We start from the raw sequence: 17,362 nt of genomic DNA, 5'->3' as shown, positions 1-17,362 counted from the left end.
TTTCAGGGGGGGATTGCAACGTACTACCTGTGGATAAGCCTGTGCGTAATTTGTGTAAGAAACAGGGAAAACGCGTGTAGGCCGCGAACCTGCTGAGCCTGACCGTTTGTCACTGTTTTTTTGCCCGGAAAAACGCTTCAGCGGTTTTTTAAGGGCGCGAACCCTATCACAGAATTCCGCCTTGTCCGAACGCATTTACCGACTTGTTTTCCGGGTGACCGACGTTTATACAAACGCTGGCTGCACGGGCATATTTATCCTCCCGAAACATGACAAATGAACGGGAGGACTCGTGTAGGAGCTGCCGAAGGCTGCGATCTTTTGATTGTGATTTTTCAAGAGCAAGATCAAAAGATCGCAGCCTCGTTTCACTCGTCAGCTCCTACCTGAACCGCGTTCATTCAGCGAAACCTTCATATATCAATAAAAACAGCAAGCAGAGGTCACCGGTGGAGCAACAAACCTGGCAGGTATTGATCGTCGAGGATGACCAGCGACTGGCCGAGCTGACCCGCGATTACCTGCAAGCCAATGGCCTGCGCGTGGAGATCGAAGGCAACGGTGCGCTGGCGGCGGCGCGGATCATCAACGAGCAACCGGATCTGGTGATCCTCGACCTGATGCTGCCCGGCGAGGATGGCCTGAGCATCTGCCGCAAGGTGCGCGACCGGTACGACGGGCCGATCCTGATGCTCACCGCGCGCACCGACGACGCCGACCAGATCCACGGCCTCGACCTCGGTGCCGACGATTACGTGTGCAAACCGGTGCGTCCGCGCTTGTTGCTGGCGCGGATCCAGGCGTTGCTGCGACGCAGTGACACACCGGAGCCGGTCGCGGAAAAATCCCGTCGTCTGCAATTCGGTCCGCTGGTGGTCGACAACGCGTTGCGTGAAGCCTGGTTGAGCGACAACGGCATCGAGTTGACCAGCGCCGAGTTCGACCTGCTCTGGCTGCTGGTCTCTAATGCCGGGCGGATTCTGTCGCGCGAAGAAATCTTTACCGCATTGCGTGGCATCGGCTACGACGGCCAGGATCGCTCGATCGACGTGCGCATCTCACGCATCCGCCCGAAAATCGGCGATGACCCCGACCATCCGCGCCTGATCAAGACCATCCGCAGCAAAGGCTACCTGTTCGTCCCTGAAGCCTGCGCAGACCTGGCGCTGTGAATTCGATTTTCCTGCGCATCTACGGCGGCATGTGCGCCGCGCTGATTCTGGTGGCGGTGCTCGGTGTGCTGGCGCTGAACCTGCTCAATCAGGTGCGCAGCGAGCAATACCGCGAGCGTCTGGCCCACGGCACCTTCTCGCTGATGGCCGACAACCTGCAACCGATGAACCAGACCGAGCGCCATCGTGCGCTGCTGGTGTGGGAGCGCCTGCTGGGCATTCCGCTGACACTGAAGAAATTCACCGAAAGCGAACTCGATATGGCCCAGCGCACCCGTGTGCTGCGCGGTCAGGCGCTGGTCGAACAGACCGGTCCGCACGCGGCGAAGGTCTATCGACTGGTCAGTGAGAAAGAGCAGCTTGTACTGGTAGGAGAGGTGCAGCAGATCAGCGAGCAACTGGCCCGGGCGACTATTTATCTGCTCGCCGATGAACTGGTGCGGGTGCCGGTCGGCGAACAGCCCAAACGTCTGGCGCAGATAAAGCAGGAAAAGGGTTTCGGCTTCGACTTGCGGCTGGTCACGGTGAATGATGCCGACATGGACGAGGACCAGAGCCGCCGCGTGGCCGAGGGCGATACGGTGATGGCGCTGGGCAAGGGCGGCGATTCGATCCGCGTGTTCGCTGGCATGGTCGGTACGCCGTGGGTGCTGGAAATCGGCCCGTTGTATCAGATGAATCCTTACCCGCCGGAATGGCTGGTGCTGATCGCCGCGCTGGGGCTGACGCTGATCGGTCTTATCGTCTATCTGCTGGTGCGTCAGCTCGAGCGGCGTTTGCGCGGCCTCGAAGCAGCGGCCACGCGCATCGCCAAGGGCAGTCTGGAGACCCGCGTACCAGCACGCGGTGCCGACTCGGTCGGGCGGCTGGCGTCGGCGTTCAACGGCATGGCCGAGCACTTGCAGCAGTTGCTGGCGATCCAGCGTGAACTGGTACGCGCGGTGTCCCATGAACTGCGCACGCCAGTCGCGCGGCTGCGTTTTGGTCTGGAAATGATCGGCACGGCGACTACGCCGCAAGCGCTGGAGAAATACCGCGAAGGCATGGATCACGACATCGAAGACCTCGATAAGCTGGTCGACGAAATGCTCACCTACGCGCGACTGGAGCAGGGCTCGCCGGCGCTGACCTTCCAGCGCATCGATCTGGATGCGCTGGTCAATCAGGTGATTGAAGAACTGGCGCCGCTGCGCGCCGAAGTCACGGTGCAGCGCGGTTTGTGTCTGTCATCCGCTGACAACGACGGCGCCTGGGTCGAGGCCGAGCCGCGTTATCTGCATCGGGCCCTGCAGAATCTGGTGGGCAACGCCATGCGCCATGCGCAATCACAGGTGACGGTGAGTTATCAGGTCGGCCAGTTGCGCTGTCGAATCGACGTCGAGGACGACGGGCCGGGGGTGCCGGAAGTGGCCTGGGAGAGGATCTTCACGCCGTTTCTACGCCTCGACGACAGCCGCACGCGGGCCTCGGGCGGGCATGGTCTGGGATTGTCGATTGTGCGGCGGATCATTCACTGGCACGACGGCCGCGCGATCATTGGCAAGAGCAAGAGCCTGGGCGGGGCGTGTTTCAGTCTGAGTTGGCCGAGGAACCAGGAGCGCCGTTGAGATTCGGGATACCGCATTCGCGAGCAGGCTCGCTCCCACATTTGCAATGCAATCCCTGTGGGAGCGAGCCTGCTCGCGAAGGGGCCACAACTGGCAATGCAAAACTTCAGGCTTGAATACTGACCAGACTCAACAACTGCCCATCCTGCACCCCGAACTGCGCTTCAAGCTCCGATCCGTTGCGCCATTCGCTGGATAAATCAGTCAACAAGCGCAGCCTGACCTGACCCGCCTCAGTCCACTCCAACACCTCGGCATGCTCGAAATAAAAGCGCTGCTGCACGATCGGGTACAGCGCTTTGAACAGACTCTCTTTCACTGAAAACGTCAGGGTTACCAGCAGCGCCACCTGATCCTGAGATCCAGCCGCCATGCGCTGCAATTCCGCCGGGGTGAGAATTTCCCCGGCCAGACGTTCGGCGCGCTCATGGCTCAGCAGGTTTTCCAGATCCATGCCCAAGCCTCGCCAGTGCTGCTTGTTGGCAACAATCGCTGCCGCACGGCCGGTGCTGTGAGTGATCGAACCGCAGATATGCGCTGGCCACACCGGCGCGCGGTCTTCGCCGATCGGCGGGATGAAGTTCAAGCCTTCGAGTTGGTGCAGCGCGGCACGGGCGCAAATGCGCCCGGCGAGAAACTCGGCCTGACGCTTGGCCACCGAGCGCTGGATGCTCGGCGGCGCCAGCACAGCGCTGCGCTGAAAGTCATCGGCGAGCAACTGCGCCGGATTGAAATGGGTGCTGAGCAGCACGGTGTCGGCCAACCGCGTCGGCAACGGCCAATGGCTGTCGAGCGCGGTGCAGCAGGCGGGCAGGGCGGGGGTGGTATGCATGGCGGGCATTTTGCCGGTTAGCTTCGAGGCTGAACAGTAGGCCCTGTTTTTGTGGCGAGGGAGCTTGCTCCCGCTGGGGCGCGAAGCGCCCCCAAAAAAACCTGCTGATATCTGTCAGCGAGAAGGTCGCCAGCAGGTTTGGCGACGACTGCGTCGCCGAGCGGGAGCAAGCTCCCTCGCCACAAAGGGGCGTTAGCCGAAAATCTTCTGAAAGAACGCTTTCATATCCGCCCACGACTTCTCGTCCGCCGCCTTGTTGTAACCAATATCCGGCCCGCCATGCTCGCCATGGCTCAAGCGGTCGGCATCCGGGTTGCTGAAGCCGTGCTTGGCGCCATCCAGACTGACGAACTGGTAGTCCGCCCCGGCCTTGTCCATCTCAGACTTGAATGCAGTGACGTTGTCCTGCGTGACCATGCTGTCCAGCGCACCATGCTCGACCAGGATTTTCGCCTTGACGCTGCCCGGCGTCGCCGGGGTCTTGGTCGCCAGCGCGCCATGGAAACTCACCACACCGGCCAGCGGCACACCCTGACGCGCTGCATTCAGCACCACGCCGCCACCGAAGCAGTAGCCGATGGCGGCAATCTCGTTCGGGTCGGTCTGCTTTTGCTTCTTCAACAGATCGAGCCCGGCGGCGAAGCGTTTACTGGCGGCGTCGGCATCCTTGGTCGCTGCCTGCATGAAGGCCATGGCGTCTTTCGGGTGCTCGGTGTTTTTGCCGTCGCCGTACATATCGATGGCCAGCGCGCTGTAGCCGAGTTCGGCGAGATCCCGCGCGCGGCGCTTGGCGTAATCGTTCAGCCCCCACCATTCGTGGACCACGACGATGCCGGGGCGTGGGCCTTTGATCGCGTCGTCATAGGCGTAGTAACCGATCAGTTTGCTGCCGTCGGCGCTTTGATAAGGGATTTCTTCAGTCTTGATCGCAGCCTGGGTGAAGCTGCTGACCGCCAGCAAAGCAAGGGCGAGGAACAGGCGCATGGTCGGATCTCCTTATTGAAAGTGGTCAGAACAGCCTAGTCGATCCGGTTCAGGTCAGGTTCAGAGACGGTTCAGGGGCCGTACAGGGGCGGCTCAGTAACCTTGCGCCATACCCAAACAGCACTGTGAAAGAGGAAATACCCATGACTCGTTTAAACAAATTGCTGCTGGCTTTTACCCTGTTAGGCTCCAGCATCGCGGCCAACGCCGACGACACCAGCAACTTCGCCGGCCTGACGTTCGGCCAGACCAGCGACAAGATCGACAAGTCCCACGCGCTCAACAACAACCTCGGCAACCCCAACATCACTGGGGCCATCGACGGCAACAACACCTATGGCATGCGCCTCGGTCAGCAAAACAGCCAGGGCCGCTACTACGCCACCTACGACAACGTTTCCGGCTCGCACAATGGCGTTAAACTGCGCCAGGAAAACCTGCTCGGCAGTTATGACCTGTTCTACCCGGTGGGCGGCAGCACCAAGTTGTTCGGTGGCGCCACGGCTGGTCTGACCAAGCTGACGCAGGATTCGCCAGGCTTCAGCCGTGACAGCGACATCGGTTACGCCATCGGTGGTCAGGTCGGTGTCTTGCAGCAAGTTTCGCAGAACACCTCGGTGGAACTCGGTTACCGTTACCTGCGCAGCAACGCCAGCACCGAAATGAAAGAGAGCGGCGGCAGCAAACAGGGCTCGCTGGACTTGACCAGCAGCGCGCAGACCTACCTGTCGGCCAACTACTATTTCTAAGCAGTTGCCGCCGATTCAAAGGTGGGAGCGAGCCTGCTCGCGGAAGCGATGTTTCATTCAACATACCGTTGACTGAATGACCGCTTTCGCGAGCAGGCTCGCTCCCACAGGTTGTGTCTGGAGTGTTCAAGTGATGGGGAGAAAGGTATGAAACTGTTGGTCGTCGAAGATGAGGCGCTGTTGCGTCACCACCTGCAAACCCGCCTGACGGAAAGCGGTCACGTGGTCGAGTCCGTGGCCAATGCCGAGGAGGCGCTGTACCAGACCGGACAGTACAACTTCGATCTGGCGGTGATCGATCTCGGTCTGCCGGGCATGGGCGGCCTCGACCTGATCCGCCAGTTGCGCTCGGGCGGCAAGGCCTTTCCGATTCTGATCCTCACCGCGCGCGGCAATTGGCAGGACAAGGTCGAAGGGCTCGCAGCCGGTGCTGACGATTACGTGGTCAAGCCGTTCCAGTTCGAAGAACTCGACGCACGCCTGAACGCATTGCTCCGGCGCTCCAGCGGTTTCACCCAGTCGACCATCGTAGCCGGGCCGTTGCTGCTCGACCTCAATCGCAAGCAAGCCAGCCTCGATGAACAGCCGCTGGCGCTGACCGCCTACGAGTACCGCATCCTCGAATACCTCATGCGCCATCATCAGCAAGTGGTGCCCAAGGATCGTTTGATGGAGCAACTCTATCCGGATGACGACGAGCGCGATCCGAATGTCATTGAGGTGCTGGTCGGCCGTCTGCGGCGCAAACTCGAAGGCCCGGCCGGGTTCAAGCCGATCGACACCGTGCGCGGCCTCGGTTACCTGTTCAATGAGCGCTGCACTTGATCCGTTCCCTTCGCGTTCGTTTGATGCTCGCCGCCACCACGTTGGCGGTGTTGTTCATGCTCGCTTTGCTGCCAGCGATGCAAGGCGCGTTCAGCCTCGCCTTGCAGGATTCGATCGAGCAGCGCCTGGCCTCCGACGTCACCACATTGATCTCCGCCGCACGGGTCGAAAACGGTCATTTGGTGATGCCGTCGCAATTGCCCGACGAGCGCTTCAACCTCACCGATTTCCGCTTGCTCGGCTATATCTACGACCGCGACGGCAAGTTGGTGTGGCGTTCTAAAGCCACTCAGGAAGAGCAGATCAACTACAAACCGCGCTACGACGGCCTCGGCAATGAGTTCGCACGGATCCGTGAAGCCAGCGGTCAGGAGTTCTTCGTCTATGACGTCGAAGTCAAACTGCTCGGCGGCAAGAGCGCGGCGTTCAGCATCGTCGCTCTGCAACCGGTACGTGAATACGAAACCACCCTCGAAGGGCTGCGCGAAAACCTCTATCTGGGCTTCGGCGCGGCATTGCTGGTATTGCTGGCGCTGCTGTGGATCGGCCTGACCTGGGGCCTCAAGGCCTTGCGCCGATTGAGCCAGGAACTCGACGAAATCGAAGGCGGCACCCGTGAAAGCCTGACGGAAAAACACCCGCGCGAACTGCTGCGCCTGACCGGATCGCTCAACCGCCTGCTGCTCAGCGAACGCCAGCAGCGCAGCCGCTACCGCGACTCCCTCGACGACCTCGCCCACAGCCTGAAAACCCCGTTGGCGGTGCTGCAAGGCGTCAGCGAAGACATGGCCCAGCGCCCCGACGACCGCGATCAGGCCTGGGTCCTGCAAAGCCAGATCGAACGCATGAGCCAGCAGATCAGCTATCAACTGCAACGGGCCAGCTTGCGCAAAAGCGGCCTGGTGCGCCATCAGGTGCGCCTGCAACCGGTGCTCAAAAGCCTGTGCGACACGCTGGACAAGGTCTATCGCGACAAACACGTGCGCGTGACCTTCGATCTGCCCGAGCATTGCTACGTGCCGATCGAGCAGGGCGCCTTGCTGGAAATGCTCGGCAACCTGCTGGAAAACGCCTATCGCCTGTGCCTGGGCGAAGTGCGCGTCAGCGTACGCGAGTCACTGGCCGGGATCGAATTGTGTGTCGAGGACGATGGGCCTGGCGTGCCGCTCTATCAGCGAGCGCGGATTCTCGAGCGCGGCGAACGCCTGGACGCCCAGCATCCGGGGCAGGGCATCGGGCTGGCGGTGGTCAAGGACATCATCGAAAGCTACAACGCCCGTTTGGCTTTGGGCGATTCGCCGATGGGCGGGGCGGCGTTCAGGATTCATTTTCCAGCGGTGTGATTGGGAGTTGCCCTCACCCTAACCCTCTCCCAGAGGTAGAGGGGACTGACCGAAGTGTCTTGCGAAAATGATCGACCTGAGCGATTTGCAGCGAATATGGTTTCAATAGAGAGCTTGCAGGTCGGCGGATTTATTGAACATCCCCCAATCAATCCCCTCTCCCTCTGGGAGAGGGTTAGGGTGAGGGGCTTTTGATCTTTCACAATTCCTGCGCCCGATAAGCCCCCGGTGTCAGCCCCGTCCATTTCTTGAACGCCCGGTGAAACGCCGATGGCTCGGAAAACCCGAGCTGCTCGGCAATCTGCTGCAACGACAGATCCGCCCGCCCCAGATGGTAGATGGCGATATCCCGCCGCAGCTGGTCTTTCAGCTCCTGAAAACTCGTGCCTTCCTCACGCAAGTGCCGCCGCAACGTTTGCGGGCTGATATGCAGATGCGCCGCGACAGCTTCCAGATCCGGCCAATGCGCTGCGTCACGGCTGAGCAAGCGGCGCAGGCGGCTGCTCAGGCTGTCGCCGTCGTCCGGGCGTGAGAGCAGGTCGGCGGGGGAGCGTTCGAGGAAGTGTTTGAGTGTGCGTTCGTCCTGCAACAGCGGCATGGCCAGATAGCGACTGTGAAACAGCAGGCTGCTCCGGGCGCCATCGAAGGTCAGCGGGCAGGGGAACAGCAGGTCGTATTCGCTGCCGTGAGCGGGGCGCGGATAGCTGAAGGTTGCCTGTTCGAGGCGAATCCGCTGGCCGATCAGCCAACTGCCGAGGCGGTGCCAGATCACCAACAGGCTTTCGCTGAGAAAGTGATCCGGGTCCCACAACTGCGCGTCATCCAGGCTCAAACGCACCCATTCGTCTTCGCGGCTCAGGGTCAGGCGCGGGGCGTCGGGGAACAGGCTATAAAACAATAAACCGCGTTGCAGCGCCTTCTCCAGGTTGCGGCAGTGAATCGAGGCGTGACACATCATGGCGAAGCTGCCGGGCTTGCTCGGGACGTTACCGAAACCGAGGTATTCGTCGTCCAGCGCCAGCCACAGCCCTTGAATCAGGCGGGTGAACTGCTCCGGGGCGATGCGCGCGCGAGGCTCGGCGAGCAACTCCGGGCTGATCCCCAGTTGCTGCAACAGCTGTGAATAATCGAAACCGCGCCGGCGTGCACCACCAAGGGCGGCACGGGCGAAATGGCTGGCGATGGTGCGTTCACGCATGAGCGGCAATCCTTGTTCAGGCGACGATCGTAACGGCGGGCCTGCAACGCAACAAGGCGGATTTCCGCCAAATTGCAGGACGAGGGGCGGTGAGTTGGCGGAAATCCGCCATGTTCAAGTAACCGATTGGTGACAGGAAAATCCCGCAGCCCCTGATATCAAAAGGCTTGCTGCCCATCGCACCAATCTGGCACGACGTTTGCGATACAAGCGACAGAAGCGTGCATTTCTCCCGCCCGGGAAGATGCCGTTCCAACAACAAATCCCTCCAGTGCAGGAGGGTTCGCAATTAAGGTTCGGCGCTCGACAGATGGATGTTGCCGCTGGACGCTTGAGGAAACCTGCAATGACGACTCGTCAGCCACTGTACAAATCCCTGTATTTCCAGGTGATCGTTGCCATCGCGATCGGCATCCTGCTCGGTCACTTCTACCCGCAGACCGGCGTGGCCCTCAAGCCACTGGGTGACGGCTTCATCAAGCTGATCAAAATGGTCATCGCCCCGATCATCTTCTGCACTGTTGTCAGCGGCATCGCCGGCATGCAGAACATGAAGTCGGTGGGCAAGACCGGCGGCTACGCGCTGCTGTATTTCGAAATCGTTTCCACCATTGCCCTGCTGATCGGTCTGATCGTGGTCAACGTTGTGCAACCGGGCGCCGGCATGCACATCGACGTCACCACCCTCGACGCCTCGAAAATCGCCACCTACGTGACGGCCAGTAAAGACCAGAGCATTGTCGGCTTCCTCCTCAATGTGATCCCGAACACCATCGTCGGCGCGTTCGCTACCGGTGACATCCTGCAAGTACTGATGTTCTCGGTGATCTTCGGCTACGCTCTGCATCGCCTCGGTGCTTACGGTCGTCCGCTGCTGGACATGATCGATCGCTTCGCCCACGTGATGTTCAACATTATCAACATGATCATGAAACTGGCGCCGATCGGTGCGTTCGGTGCCATGGCGTTCACCATCGGTGCCTACGGTGTCGGCTCGCTGGTGCAACTGGGCCAGTTGATGATCTGCTTCTACATCACCTGCATACTGTTCGTCGTGCTGGTGCTGGGTGCGATCTGCCGTGCTCACGGTTTCAGCGTGTTCAAACTGGTGCGTTACATCCGTGAAGAGCTGTTGATCGTACTGGGCACGTCCTCGTCGGAATCGGCACTGCCACGCATGCTGATCAAGATGGAGCGTCTGGGCGCGAAGAAATCGGTGGTGGGGCTGGTGATTCCGACCGGTTACTCGTTCAACCTCGACGGTACTTCGATCTACCTGACCATGGCCGCCGTGTTCATCGCCCAGGCGACCGACACGCACATGGACATCACCCACCAGATCACCCTGCTGCTGGTACTGCTGCTGTCCTCCAAAGGCGCAGCGGGCGTGACCGGTTCGGGCTTCATCGTGCTGGCTGCGACCCTGTCGGCGGTAGGTCACCTGCCGGTGGCCGGTCTGGCGCTGATCCTCGGTATCGACCGCTTCATGTCCGAAGCCCGCGCACTGACCAACCTGGTCGGCAACGCTGTAGCGACCATCGTCGTGGCCAAGTGGGTCAAGGAGTTGGACACCGATCAACTGCAAACCGAGCTGGCTTCCGGCGGACGCGGGATCTCCGACGAGCGTGCAGAAGACGACCTGGGTGTAGCTGAAGGCCCAACCCCGAGCAATGTGAAGTAAGCATCGCTTGCACAGAAAAACCCGCTTCGGCGGGTTTTTTCTTGCCCGGAATTTGAGCGCAACGGTCACACCTGCTGACATTTGCGGTGATTGCCGCATCGGCGATGGCTGCCTAGGCTGAGTGCATCGCCCAAGGAGTTCGCCCATGTCCGCACCGCTGGCCTCACTGAAGATTCTTGATTTCTCGACCTTGCTGCCGGGGCCGTTCGCCTCGTTGCTGCTGGCGGACATGGGCGCCGAGGTGCTGCGCATCGAATCGCCGACGCGTATGGATCTGCTGCGGGTGCTGCCGCCGCATGATGGCGGGGTATCGGCCAGCCACGCCTACCTTAACCGCAACAAGCGCAGTCTGGCGCTGGATCTGAAACAGCCCGCGGCGCTGGAGATCATCAAGCAGCTGCTGGGCGATTACGACATCGTTCTCGAGCAATTCCGCCCCGGGGTGATGGACCGCCTGGGCCTGGGTTATGAGGCGTTGAAGGCGATCAACCCGCAGCTGATTTACGTGTCGATCAGCGGCTACGGCCAGACCGGGCCGTATAAAGAGCGCGCCGGGCATGACATCAATTATCTGGCGCTGGCCGGGCTGGCCAGTTACACCGGGCGCGCCGACAGCGGGCCGTTGCCGCTGGGCATGCAGGTGGCGGACGTAGCGGGCGGCTCGTTGCACGGGGTGATCGGCTTGCTGGCGGCGGTGATTGCCCGCCAGCAGAGCGGGCAAGGCACGCATCTGGATGTGAGCATGACCGACTGCGCGTTCAGCCTGAACGCCATGGCGGGGGCGGGATATTTGGCCTGCGGGGCCGAGCCGGGTTGGGAGGACCAGATGCTCAATGGCGGCAGTTTCTATGATTATTACCGCACCCGGGATGGGCGCTGGATGTCGGTGGGCAGTCTGGAACCGGCGTTCATGCAGCAATTGTGCGCGGCGCTGGGCCGGCCGGAACTGGCACCGCAAGGGTTGTCGCCCAGGCCTGAGCAGCAACAGGCGCTGAAGGAGGCATTGCGGATCGAATTCGAGCGACATGATTTTGCAGAACTGTGTGAGCTGTTCGCCGGGCTCGATGCCTGTGTCGAGCCGGTATTGAACCTGGGCGAGGCACTGCGCCATCCGCAGTTGCAGGCGCGGGAGCTGGTGACCCAGGTGCCACGCGGCGATGGCACGACGCAGGCGCAGATGGCTTGTCCGTTGAAATTCTCTGAAGCGTTGCCGGCACCAAGGCATGTCGGCGCGGGGTTGGGGCAGCATACGGATGAGGTGTTGGGGGAGTTGGGGTTGAGTACTGAGCGGATTGCAGAACTGCGTTCGGCCAAGGTGATTCTTTAGTACCTGAGCCGCCGCCTTCGCGAGCAGGCTCGCTCCCACATTGAAATGCATTCCCCTGTGGGAGCGAGCCTGCTCGCGATGGGGCCGGTCAAAGCAACACAGAAACCAACTATTCCACCCGCATCTCACCACTGAACACCAAAGTACTGCGGCAGCGCCGGCACAAGTACCGTCGCCCTTGTCTCACCAGGCCATGGCGCTGGGCGGTAAACGGGAAGTCACTGTCGGGGCATGGGCATTTGTAGATATAGCGGGTCACGCTGCGCCGCTTGATTTCATAGGTGTGGCAGCGGTCCGGCGGCAGTTCGTAGACGCCGCGCATGATCAGTTGCCACTCCTCGCCATGGGGCTGGATGCGGTCGCCGAACAGTTGATGAGCGATCAGGTGGGCGACTTCGTGGGCCACGGTCTGCTTGAGGAAGTGTTCGGTGTTTTCCCGGTACAGCTGCGGGTTGAAACGCAGCAGGTTCTCGTGCAGATGCGCGACACCGGCTTTCTGCCCGCGCAGCTTGAGGCTGACCACGGGGCGTTTGAAGGAACGTTTGAAAAAGGATTCAGCGAGTTGGTAACAATCTTCGACGCGGGTATTGAGTTGCTCGGGCATGCTTGATGGATCTCCAGAGATGCCGAGTATGCCGCAACCCCGGTGACTTGCGAATCGCCGACCTGCCGAATGGTCGTCGCCCAACGAGAAGGCCGCCTTGCGGCGGCCTGTATTGGCAGAGGTTGTTTTTCTCAGGGAGGAAACAGGTCAGTTGGTATAGACCGGGCCGACACCCAGGCCCCAGACAATTACCGTAAACGCCATGATCGCCACCAACACCACCAGGCCCACGGCAAGCACCGAGCTGGAAAACAGGAAACCTTCATCGGGCGGGATGTTCATGAACGTCGGCAAGCCGACATACAGCAGGTACACCGTGTAGCAGATAGCCGCCGTGCCGACGATCATCCCCAGCCACATGTGCGGATACAGCGCCGCCAGACCGCCGACGAACAACGGTGTCGCCGTGTAAGTGGCAAACGCCACGCAACGGGCCAGGCTTGGATTGGCGTCATAGGTACGCGCCATCCAGTGCACGAAGGCGCCCATCACCGCGACCCCGCCGAGCATCGCCAGGTACGACATGATGGTCATCCACAAGGCGCTTTCGAACGTGAGCATCACCGGCGCGCGGTTGCCGATCACCCAGCCGACCTGGGTCGTGCCGATGAACGCCGAGACCGCGGGAATCGCCGCCAGAATCAGCGTGTGCGTCAGGTACATGTGGCTGATGCTTTCCTCTTGGTCGCCACGGATTTCCTTCCATTCCTGATCGGGGTGGGTAAACAGTCCCACTACGTGATGGATCATGCCATTCACTCCTCTTGTCATTGCCATCGCCCCCCAACGGAGCGCCTACGGGCCAAGGTGGCCGAGCAAATACAGGTCTAAAGACGTGTGCGACCTTATGTCGCAGTATAGAAAGGACTCCAGCGCACCGGTATGCCGGGCTTAGAGCAAATCGCGCTGTAAACAAAGGGCTTAATCGCGCCAGAATCTTGGTGCTTAGGAGCCGAATGGTTCGGTGGTGAGGGAGCTTGCTCCCGCCCGGCTGCGCAGCAGTCGCAAACCCTCCCGGCTCGCCGTGTCAGGAAAAATTCCGTTGCAGGTTTGGGGGCGCTTCGCACCCCAGCGGGAGCAAGCTCCCTCGCCACAGTAGAGGTGAGTCAATTCGACTGCGGCCCTTCGCCCGCGCCGGGTTTTTGCGTAAAATGCCGGCCTTTCGTCACACCTCACGGATTTCGCGTCATGGGCACTCTTACGGTCAACCAGAACAAACTGCAAAAGCGCCTGCGCCGCCTGGCCGGCGAGGCGGTCGCCGATTTCAACATGATCGAAGACGGCGACAAGGTCATGGTCTGCCTGTCCGGGGGCAAGGACAGCTACACCATGCTCGACGTGCTGATGCACCTGCAGAAGGTTGCGCCGATCAAGTTCGACATCGTCGCGGTGAACATGGACCAGAAACAGCCGGGCTTTCCCGAGCACGTGCTGCCGGCGTACCTGAAAGAACTGGGCATCGAGTATCACATCGTCGAGAAGGACACTTACTCGGTGGTCAAGGAACTGGTGCCGGAAGGCAAGACCACCTGTTCGCTGTGCTCGCGCCTGCGTCGCGGAACGTTGTACACCTTTGCCGACGAAATCGGCGCGACGAAAATGGCCCTCGGTCATCACCGCGACGACATCGTCGAAACGTTCTTCCTCAACATGTTCTTCAACGGCACCCTGAAAGCGATGCCGCCGAAACTGCGCGCCGACGATGGCCGCAACGTGGTGATTCGTCCGCTGGCGTACTGCAACGAGAAGGACATTCAGGCCTACTCGGACTTCAAGCAATTCCCGATTATCCCGTGCAACCTCTGCGGGTCGCAGGAAAACCTGCAGCGTCAGGTGGTCAAGGAAATGCTCCAGGACTGGGACCGCAAGACCCCGGGCCGCACCGAATCGATTTTCCGCAGCCTGCAGAACGTGGTGCCGTCGCAACTGGCCGACCGCAACCTGTTCGACTTCACCAGTCTGAAGATCGACGAGACCGCGGCATCGCGTTTCGTCAATGTCGTCAATCTGTAAACCCGATCCAGATGTGGGAGCGAGCCTGCTCGCGAAAGCGGCGTGTCATTCAACCCAAGTGTTGACTGATCCAACCCCTTCGCGAGCAGGCTCGCTCCCACAGGGATCTGTTCGTTTCATTCAATAGGAGAGGGCATGCGCGATTACAAGTGGCTGCACGAATACTGTCTGAACCGTTTCGGTTCGGCGGCTGAACTGGAAGCCCATCTGCCCGTTCCCAAGACTCCCGCACAACTGCGCAAGATCCGCGACGACCGCTACCTGTCGACCATGGCCCTGCGGGTTTTCCGCGCCGGGCTCAAGCACAGCCTGGTCGACGCCAAATGGCCGGCCTTCGAAGAAGTGTTCTTCAAGTTCGATCCGGAAAAAGTCGTGCTGATGAGCGCCGAGCACCTTGAGCGGCTGATGCAGGACGCGCGGATCATTCGCCACCTCGGCAAGCTGAAAAGCGTGCCGCGCAATGCGCAGTTCATTCTCGATGTGGAAAAGGACAAGGGCAGCTTCGGCGCGCTGATCGCCGAGTGGCCGGTGACCGATATCGTCGGCCTGTGGACGTACCTGAAGAAGCACGGCCATCAACTTGGCGGGCTGTCGGCGCCACGCTTTTTGCGCATGGTCGGCAAGGACACGTTCGTGCCGAGCTACGACGTGGTCGCGGCGCTGAATGCGCAGAAGATTGTCGACAAAGTGCCGACCAGCCAGCGTGATCTGGCGACGGTGCAAAACGCGTTCAATCAATGGCACGAACAAAGTGGCGGACGGCCGATGAGCCAGATCTCGATGATGCTCGCCTATACCGTGAACCATTAAGACCGCGTCGCTGCATTCGCGAGCAGGCTCGCTCCCACAGGGGAATGCATTCCAGATGTGGGAGCGAGCCTGCTCGCGAAAGCGGTTGTTCAGGCGACGCTGATCTCGCCTTCACCCGCCAGTTTGCGATTCAGCTGATAGCGCCAGCGCACATACAGCAACGCCGAGCAGAACACCGCCAGGCTCACGGCCATTTCCAGCAGGCCGAACAGCTGTCGGTTGGGGTCGTACGCCGCCAGTGCACCCTTGATGAAATACAGGTTCACCACAAAACACATCCACGAATGTCCACGGGCGCTGCCCATGATCATCGCCGGCGCTAGCACCAGCCACGGGATCAGCTCGACCAGCAGAATCACCCACGGCCGCGCGCCATGCAGGTCGGCGAACAGCAGGTAATAAGCGGCAAGCAATCCGGCGAGGGCGAAAAAGCTCAGCAGGCTGAGCACGCGCATCGCCTTGACCCGTGGCTCAAGCCACGCCACCGAGGGCAGGACTTTCGGCTTCTTCGCCATCAGCCCACCAGCTTCTGCGCGGTTTTCGCCAGGCGCAGACCGAGCGCGCGACACAGCGCCACTTCGTGCTGATCGAGGCCGTTCTTGCCGTCGGCACCGGCGTGATGGCTGGCTCCGTAAGGCGTGCCGCCACCTTCGGTTTCGAGCAGGGCCGATTCGCTGTAGGGCAGGCCAGTGATCAACATACCGTGGTGCAACAACGGCAACATCATCGACAGCAGCGTGGTTTCCTGACCGCCGTGCAGGCTGGCGGTGGAAGTGAACACACCGGCAGGTTTGCCGACCAGCGCGCCGGTCAGCCACAGGTTGCTGGTGCCGTCGAGGAAGTACTTGAGCGGCGCAGCCATGTTGCCGAAACGCGTCGGACTGCCCAGGGCGAGGCCGGCGCAGTTCTTCAAATCGTCGAGGCTGGCGTAGAGCGCGCCTTCATCGGGAATGTCCGCGGCCACCGCTTCGCATTCGGTGGAGATCGCCGGAACCGTGCGCAGACGCGCTTCCATTCCGGCCTGTTCGACGCCACGGGCAATTTGCCGGGCCATCTCGTTGGTCGAACCGCTGCGGCTGTAATAGAGCACCAGAATGTATGGCGTGCTCATGGCAACAACTCCAGCACGTTCTCCGGTGGCCGGCCGATGATGGCTTTGTCGCCGGCCTCGAGAATCGGCCGCTCCATCAGTTTCGGATGCGCAGCGATGGCCTCGATCAATTTATCGTCGGGGAGACTGGCGTCCGCCAGGTTCAGGGTTTTGTATTCCTCTTCGCCAGTGCGCAGCAGCTGCCGCGCGCTGATTCCGAGCTTGCCGAGCAGAGCCTTGATCTGCGCGGCGTTCAGCGGCGTTTCCAGGTAGCGCACGATAGTCGGCTGCAAGCCGCGGGCTTCGAGCAGTTCCAGCGCGGCGCGGGATTTCGAGCAGCGCGGATTGTGATAAAGCGTCAGATCGGTCATGGCGGGTCGCTTCTGGCGTAAAGTGGCGGCTATTCTAACTGTGCGGCGCGCAATCCAGAACCGTCAGAGGCGATGGGTCGCAGGCGCTTTCGAATTTTCACAAGGAACACGACATGACACGGCGATTGGCAGCGGCATTGACCATTATCGGGGCGTTGATGCTGGGGGGCTGCGGCAATGATTACGGGATCGACCAGAACGGCCAGAAGGTAGCGTCCGAACGTCTCGACAAACATTGGATTGTGCTTAATTACTGGGCCGAATGGTGTGGCCCGTGCCGTACAGAGATTCCTGAACTGAATCATTTGGCTGAACAGCTCAAGAGCAAGAATGTCGGGGTGTTCGGCGTCAACTTCGACAACGTGCAGGGCGCGGAGCTGAAAGAAGCCAGCGAGAAACTGGGCATCAAGTTCACCGTGCTGGCGCAGGATCCGGCCGAGCTGTTCGACCTGCCGCGCAGTGAGGCGCTGCCGGTGACTTTCATCATCGATGACAAGGGCAAGGTACGTGAACAGTTGCTCGGTGAGCAGACGGCGGCGGGGGTGATGGCGAAGCTGGAGGCTTTACGAGCGAGCAAATAAGCCTGCCTGGTCGGTTTTGTGGCGAGGGAGCTTGCTCCCGCTGGGCTGCGAAGCGGCCCTGAACCCTGTTGGCTCGGTGTATCAGGCACACCGCAGTTACCGGTTTTGCGACTGCTGCGCAGCCGAGCGGGAGCAAGCTCCCTCGCCACAGGTAACCTCAGTGTGCATTAAAGGG

General features: G+C 60.8%; 18 protein-coding genes. 10 read left to right on the top strand and 8 right to left on the bottom strand.

What is annotated here, in order from left to right:
* Positions 1–449 precede the first annotated feature (449 nt).
* Both GXB78_RS11355 and GXB78_RS11350 read left to right on the top strand, forming a co-directional pair.
* Positions 450–1,172 (top strand): response regulator, encoded by a 723-nt coding sequence (locus tag GXB78_RS11355; protein WP_329515453.1) that lies wholly within the window; start codon positions 450–452, stop codon positions 1,170–1,172.
* Positions 1,169–2,779 carry an ATP-binding protein gene (locus GXB78_RS11350; protein WP_329515452.1) on the top strand — a complete coding sequence of 537 codons (1,611 nt, stop codon included), beginning with the start codon at positions 1,169–1,171 and terminating at the stop codon, positions 2,777–2,779. The genes GXB78_RS11355 and GXB78_RS11350 overlap by 4 nt, the downstream gene beginning before the upstream one ends.
* 106 nt (positions 2,780–2,885) lie before the next feature.
* Here the strand turns inward: GXB78_RS11350 and GXB78_RS11345 are convergent, their stop codons facing one another.
* Together GXB78_RS11345 and GXB78_RS11340 are read right to left on the bottom strand one after the other, a co-directional pair.
* Positions 2,886–3,611: a 4'-phosphopantetheinyl transferase family protein gene (locus GXB78_RS11345; RefSeq protein ID WP_329515451.1), complete on the bottom strand. Its 726-nt coding sequence runs from the start codon at positions 3,609–3,611 to the stop codon at positions 2,886–2,888.
* Between the two features lie 192 nt (positions 3,612–3,803).
* On the bottom strand, positions 3,804–4,595 hold the full coding sequence (locus GXB78_RS11340; protein ID WP_329515450.1) for a dienelactone hydrolase family protein: 792 nt from the start codon (positions 4,593–4,595) through the stop codon (positions 3,804–3,806).
* 143 nt (positions 4,596–4,738) lie between these two features.
* Here GXB78_RS11340 and GXB78_RS11335 point away from each other — a divergent pair, with 143 nt between their 5' ends.
* From GXB78_RS11335 to GXB78_RS11325, 3 genes are all read left to right on the top strand, one after another.
* Complete coding sequence (locus GXB78_RS11335; protein ID WP_329515449.1) at positions 4,739–5,344, top strand: hypothetical protein; 606 nt, start codon at positions 4,739–4,741, stop codon at positions 5,342–5,344.
* Positions 5,345–5,491: 147 nt separating this feature from the next.
* Complete coding sequence (locus GXB78_RS11330; protein ID WP_329515448.1) at positions 5,492–6,169, top strand: response regulator transcription factor; 678 nt, start codon at positions 5,492–5,494, stop codon at positions 6,167–6,169.
* Complete coding sequence (locus tag GXB78_RS11325) at positions 6,166–7,512, top strand: ATP-binding protein (protein ID WP_329515447.1); 1,347 nt, start codon at positions 6,166–6,168, stop codon at positions 7,510–7,512. The genes GXB78_RS11330 and GXB78_RS11325 overlap by 4 nt, the downstream gene beginning before the upstream one ends.
* A 199-nt stretch (positions 7,513–7,711) precedes the next feature.
* Here GXB78_RS11325 and GXB78_RS11320 read toward each other — a convergent pair whose 3' ends face one another.
* Positions 7,712–8,710 carry an AraC family transcriptional regulator gene (locus tag GXB78_RS11320; protein ID WP_329515446.1) on the bottom strand — a complete coding sequence of 333 codons (999 nt, stop codon included), beginning with the start codon at positions 8,708–8,710 and terminating at the stop codon, positions 7,712–7,714.
* Between the two features lie 346 nt (positions 8,711–9,056).
* On the opposite strand from GXB78_RS11320, the gene GXB78_RS11315 reads away from it, so the two are divergent.
* Both GXB78_RS11315 and GXB78_RS11310 read left to right on the top strand, forming a co-directional pair.
* Entirely contained in the window at positions 9,057–10,391 is a 1,335-nt protein-coding gene (locus GXB78_RS11315; protein WP_329515445.1) for a dicarboxylate/amino acid:cation symporter, read from the top strand.
* A 145-nt stretch (positions 10,392–10,536) separates the two neighbouring features.
* Positions 10,537–11,718 carry a CaiB/BaiF CoA transferase family protein gene (locus tag GXB78_RS11310; protein ID WP_329515444.1) on the top strand — a complete coding sequence of 394 codons (1,182 nt, stop codon included), beginning with the start codon at positions 10,537–10,539 and terminating at the stop codon, positions 11,716–11,718.
* A gap of 109 nt (positions 11,719–11,827) precedes the next feature.
* Here the strand turns inward: GXB78_RS11310 and GXB78_RS11305 are convergent, their stop codons facing one another.
* Together GXB78_RS11305 and GXB78_RS11300 are read right to left on the bottom strand one after the other, a co-directional pair.
* Positions 11,828–12,322: a SprT family zinc-dependent metalloprotease gene (locus GXB78_RS11305; RefSeq protein WP_024013976.1), complete on the bottom strand. Its 495-nt coding sequence runs from the start codon at positions 12,320–12,322 to the stop codon at positions 11,828–11,830.
* A 147-nt stretch (positions 12,323–12,469) separates the two neighbouring features.
* On the bottom strand, positions 12,470–13,072 hold the full coding sequence (locus tag GXB78_RS11300) for a Yip1 family protein (protein ID WP_090285332.1): 603 nt from the start codon (positions 13,070–13,072) through the stop codon (positions 12,470–12,472).
* A gap of 438 nt (positions 13,073–13,510) precedes the next feature.
* Here GXB78_RS11300 and ttcA point away from each other — a divergent pair, with 438 nt between their 5' ends.
* Both ttcA and GXB78_RS11290 read left to right on the top strand, forming a co-directional pair.
* Positions 13,511–14,335, top strand: a complete 825-nt coding sequence (ttcA, locus tag GXB78_RS11295) for a tRNA 2-thiocytidine(32) synthetase TtcA (protein WP_039757843.1) — start codon at positions 13,511–13,513, stop codon at positions 14,333–14,335.
* 135 nt (positions 14,336–14,470) lie between these two features.
* Positions 14,471–15,145 (top strand): DNA-3-methyladenine glycosylase I, encoded by a 675-nt coding sequence (locus GXB78_RS11290; protein WP_329515443.1) that lies wholly within the window; start codon positions 14,471–14,473, stop codon positions 15,143–15,145.
* Between the two features lie 89 nt (positions 15,146–15,234).
* Here GXB78_RS11290 and GXB78_RS11285 read toward each other — a convergent pair whose 3' ends face one another.
* Genes GXB78_RS11285 through arsC form a run of 3 tightly spaced genes read right to left on the bottom strand, consistent with a single transcriptional unit; the run spans position 15,235 to position 16,606 of the window.
* Complete coding sequence (locus tag GXB78_RS11285) at positions 15,235–15,660, bottom strand: DUF2069 domain-containing protein (RefSeq protein WP_329515442.1); 426 nt, start codon at positions 15,658–15,660, stop codon at positions 15,235–15,237.
* Positions 15,660–16,256 (bottom strand): NAD(P)H:quinone oxidoreductase, encoded by a 597-nt coding sequence (gene wrbA / locus GXB78_RS11280; protein WP_137213924.1) that lies wholly within the window; start codon positions 16,254–16,256, stop codon positions 15,660–15,662. Before wrbA ends, GXB78_RS11285 begins: the two co-directional genes overlap by 1 nt.
* Positions 16,253–16,606 (bottom strand): arsenate reductase (glutaredoxin), encoded by a 354-nt coding sequence (arsC, locus tag GXB78_RS11275; RefSeq protein ID WP_329515441.1) that lies wholly within the window; start codon positions 16,604–16,606, stop codon positions 16,253–16,255. The genes wrbA and arsC overlap by 4 nt, the downstream gene beginning before the upstream one ends.
* A 113-nt stretch (positions 16,607–16,719) precedes the next feature.
* Between arsC and GXB78_RS11270 the strand changes: the two genes are divergently transcribed.
* Positions 16,720–17,187 carry a TlpA disulfide reductase family protein gene (locus GXB78_RS11270; RefSeq protein WP_329515440.1) on the top strand — a complete coding sequence of 156 codons (468 nt, stop codon included), beginning with the start codon at positions 16,720–16,722 and terminating at the stop codon, positions 17,185–17,187.
* Positions 17,188–17,362: the final 175 nt, after the last annotated feature.

The sequence above is a fragment of the Pseudomonas moraviensis subsp. stanleyae genome (genome assembly GCF_036283065.1).
Classification (GTDB): domain Bacteria; phylum Pseudomonadota; class Gammaproteobacteria; order Pseudomonadales; family Pseudomonadaceae; genus Aquipseudomonas; species Aquipseudomonas stanleyae.
This window is presented reverse-complemented; position numbering and strand designations above follow the sequence as displayed.

Coding starts and splice junctions, on each gene's coding strand:
- GXB78_RS11335 (WP_329515449.1), top strand. CDS start 4,739: ATGACTCGTTTAAACAAATTGCTGCTGGCTTTTACCCTGTTAGGCTCC.
- GXB78_RS11330 (WP_329515448.1), top strand. CDS start 5,492: ATGAAACTGTTGGTCGTCGAAGATGAGGCGCTGTTGCGTCACCACCTG.
- GXB78_RS11305 (WP_024013976.1), bottom strand. CDS start 12,322: ATGCCCGAGCAACTCAATACCCGCGTCGAAGATTGTTACCAACTCGCT.
- GXB78_RS11320 (WP_329515446.1), bottom strand. CDS start 8,710: ATGCGTGAACGCACCATCGCCAGCCATTTCGCCCGTGCCGCCCTTGGT.
- GXB78_RS11290 (WP_329515443.1), top strand. CDS start 14,471: ATGCGCGATTACAAGTGGCTGCACGAATACTGTCTGAACCGTTTCGGT.
- GXB78_RS11340 (WP_329515450.1), bottom strand. CDS start 4,595: ATGCGCCTGTTCCTCGCCCTTGCTTTGCTGGCGGTCAGCAGCTTCACC.
- GXB78_RS11285 (WP_329515442.1), bottom strand. CDS start 15,660: ATGGCGAAGAAGCCGAAAGTCCTGCCCTCGGTGGCGTGGCTTGAGCCA.
- GXB78_RS11315 (WP_329515445.1), top strand. CDS start 9,057: ATGACGACTCGTCAGCCACTGTACAAATCCCTGTATTTCCAGGTGATC.
- wrbA (WP_137213924.1), bottom strand. CDS start 16,256: ATGAGCACGCCATACATTCTGGTGCTCTATTACAGCCGCAGCGGTTCG.
- ttcA (WP_039757843.1), top strand. CDS start 13,511: ATGGGCACTCTTACGGTCAACCAGAACAAACTGCAAAAGCGCCTGCGC.
- GXB78_RS11270 (WP_329515440.1), top strand. CDS start 16,720: ATGACACGGCGATTGGCAGCGGCATTGACCATTATCGGGGCGTTGATG.
- GXB78_RS11300 (WP_090285332.1), bottom strand. CDS start 13,072: ATGATCCATCACGTAGTGGGACTGTTTACCCACCCCGATCAGGAATGG.
- GXB78_RS11310 (WP_329515444.1), top strand. CDS start 10,537: ATGTCCGCACCGCTGGCCTCACTGAAGATTCTTGATTTCTCGACCTTG.
- arsC (WP_329515441.1), bottom strand. CDS start 16,606: ATGACCGATCTGACGCTTTATCACAATCCGCGCTGCTCGAAATCCCGC.
- GXB78_RS11345 (WP_329515451.1), bottom strand. CDS start 3,611: ATGCATACCACCCCCGCCCTGCCCGCCTGCTGCACCGCGCTCGACAGC.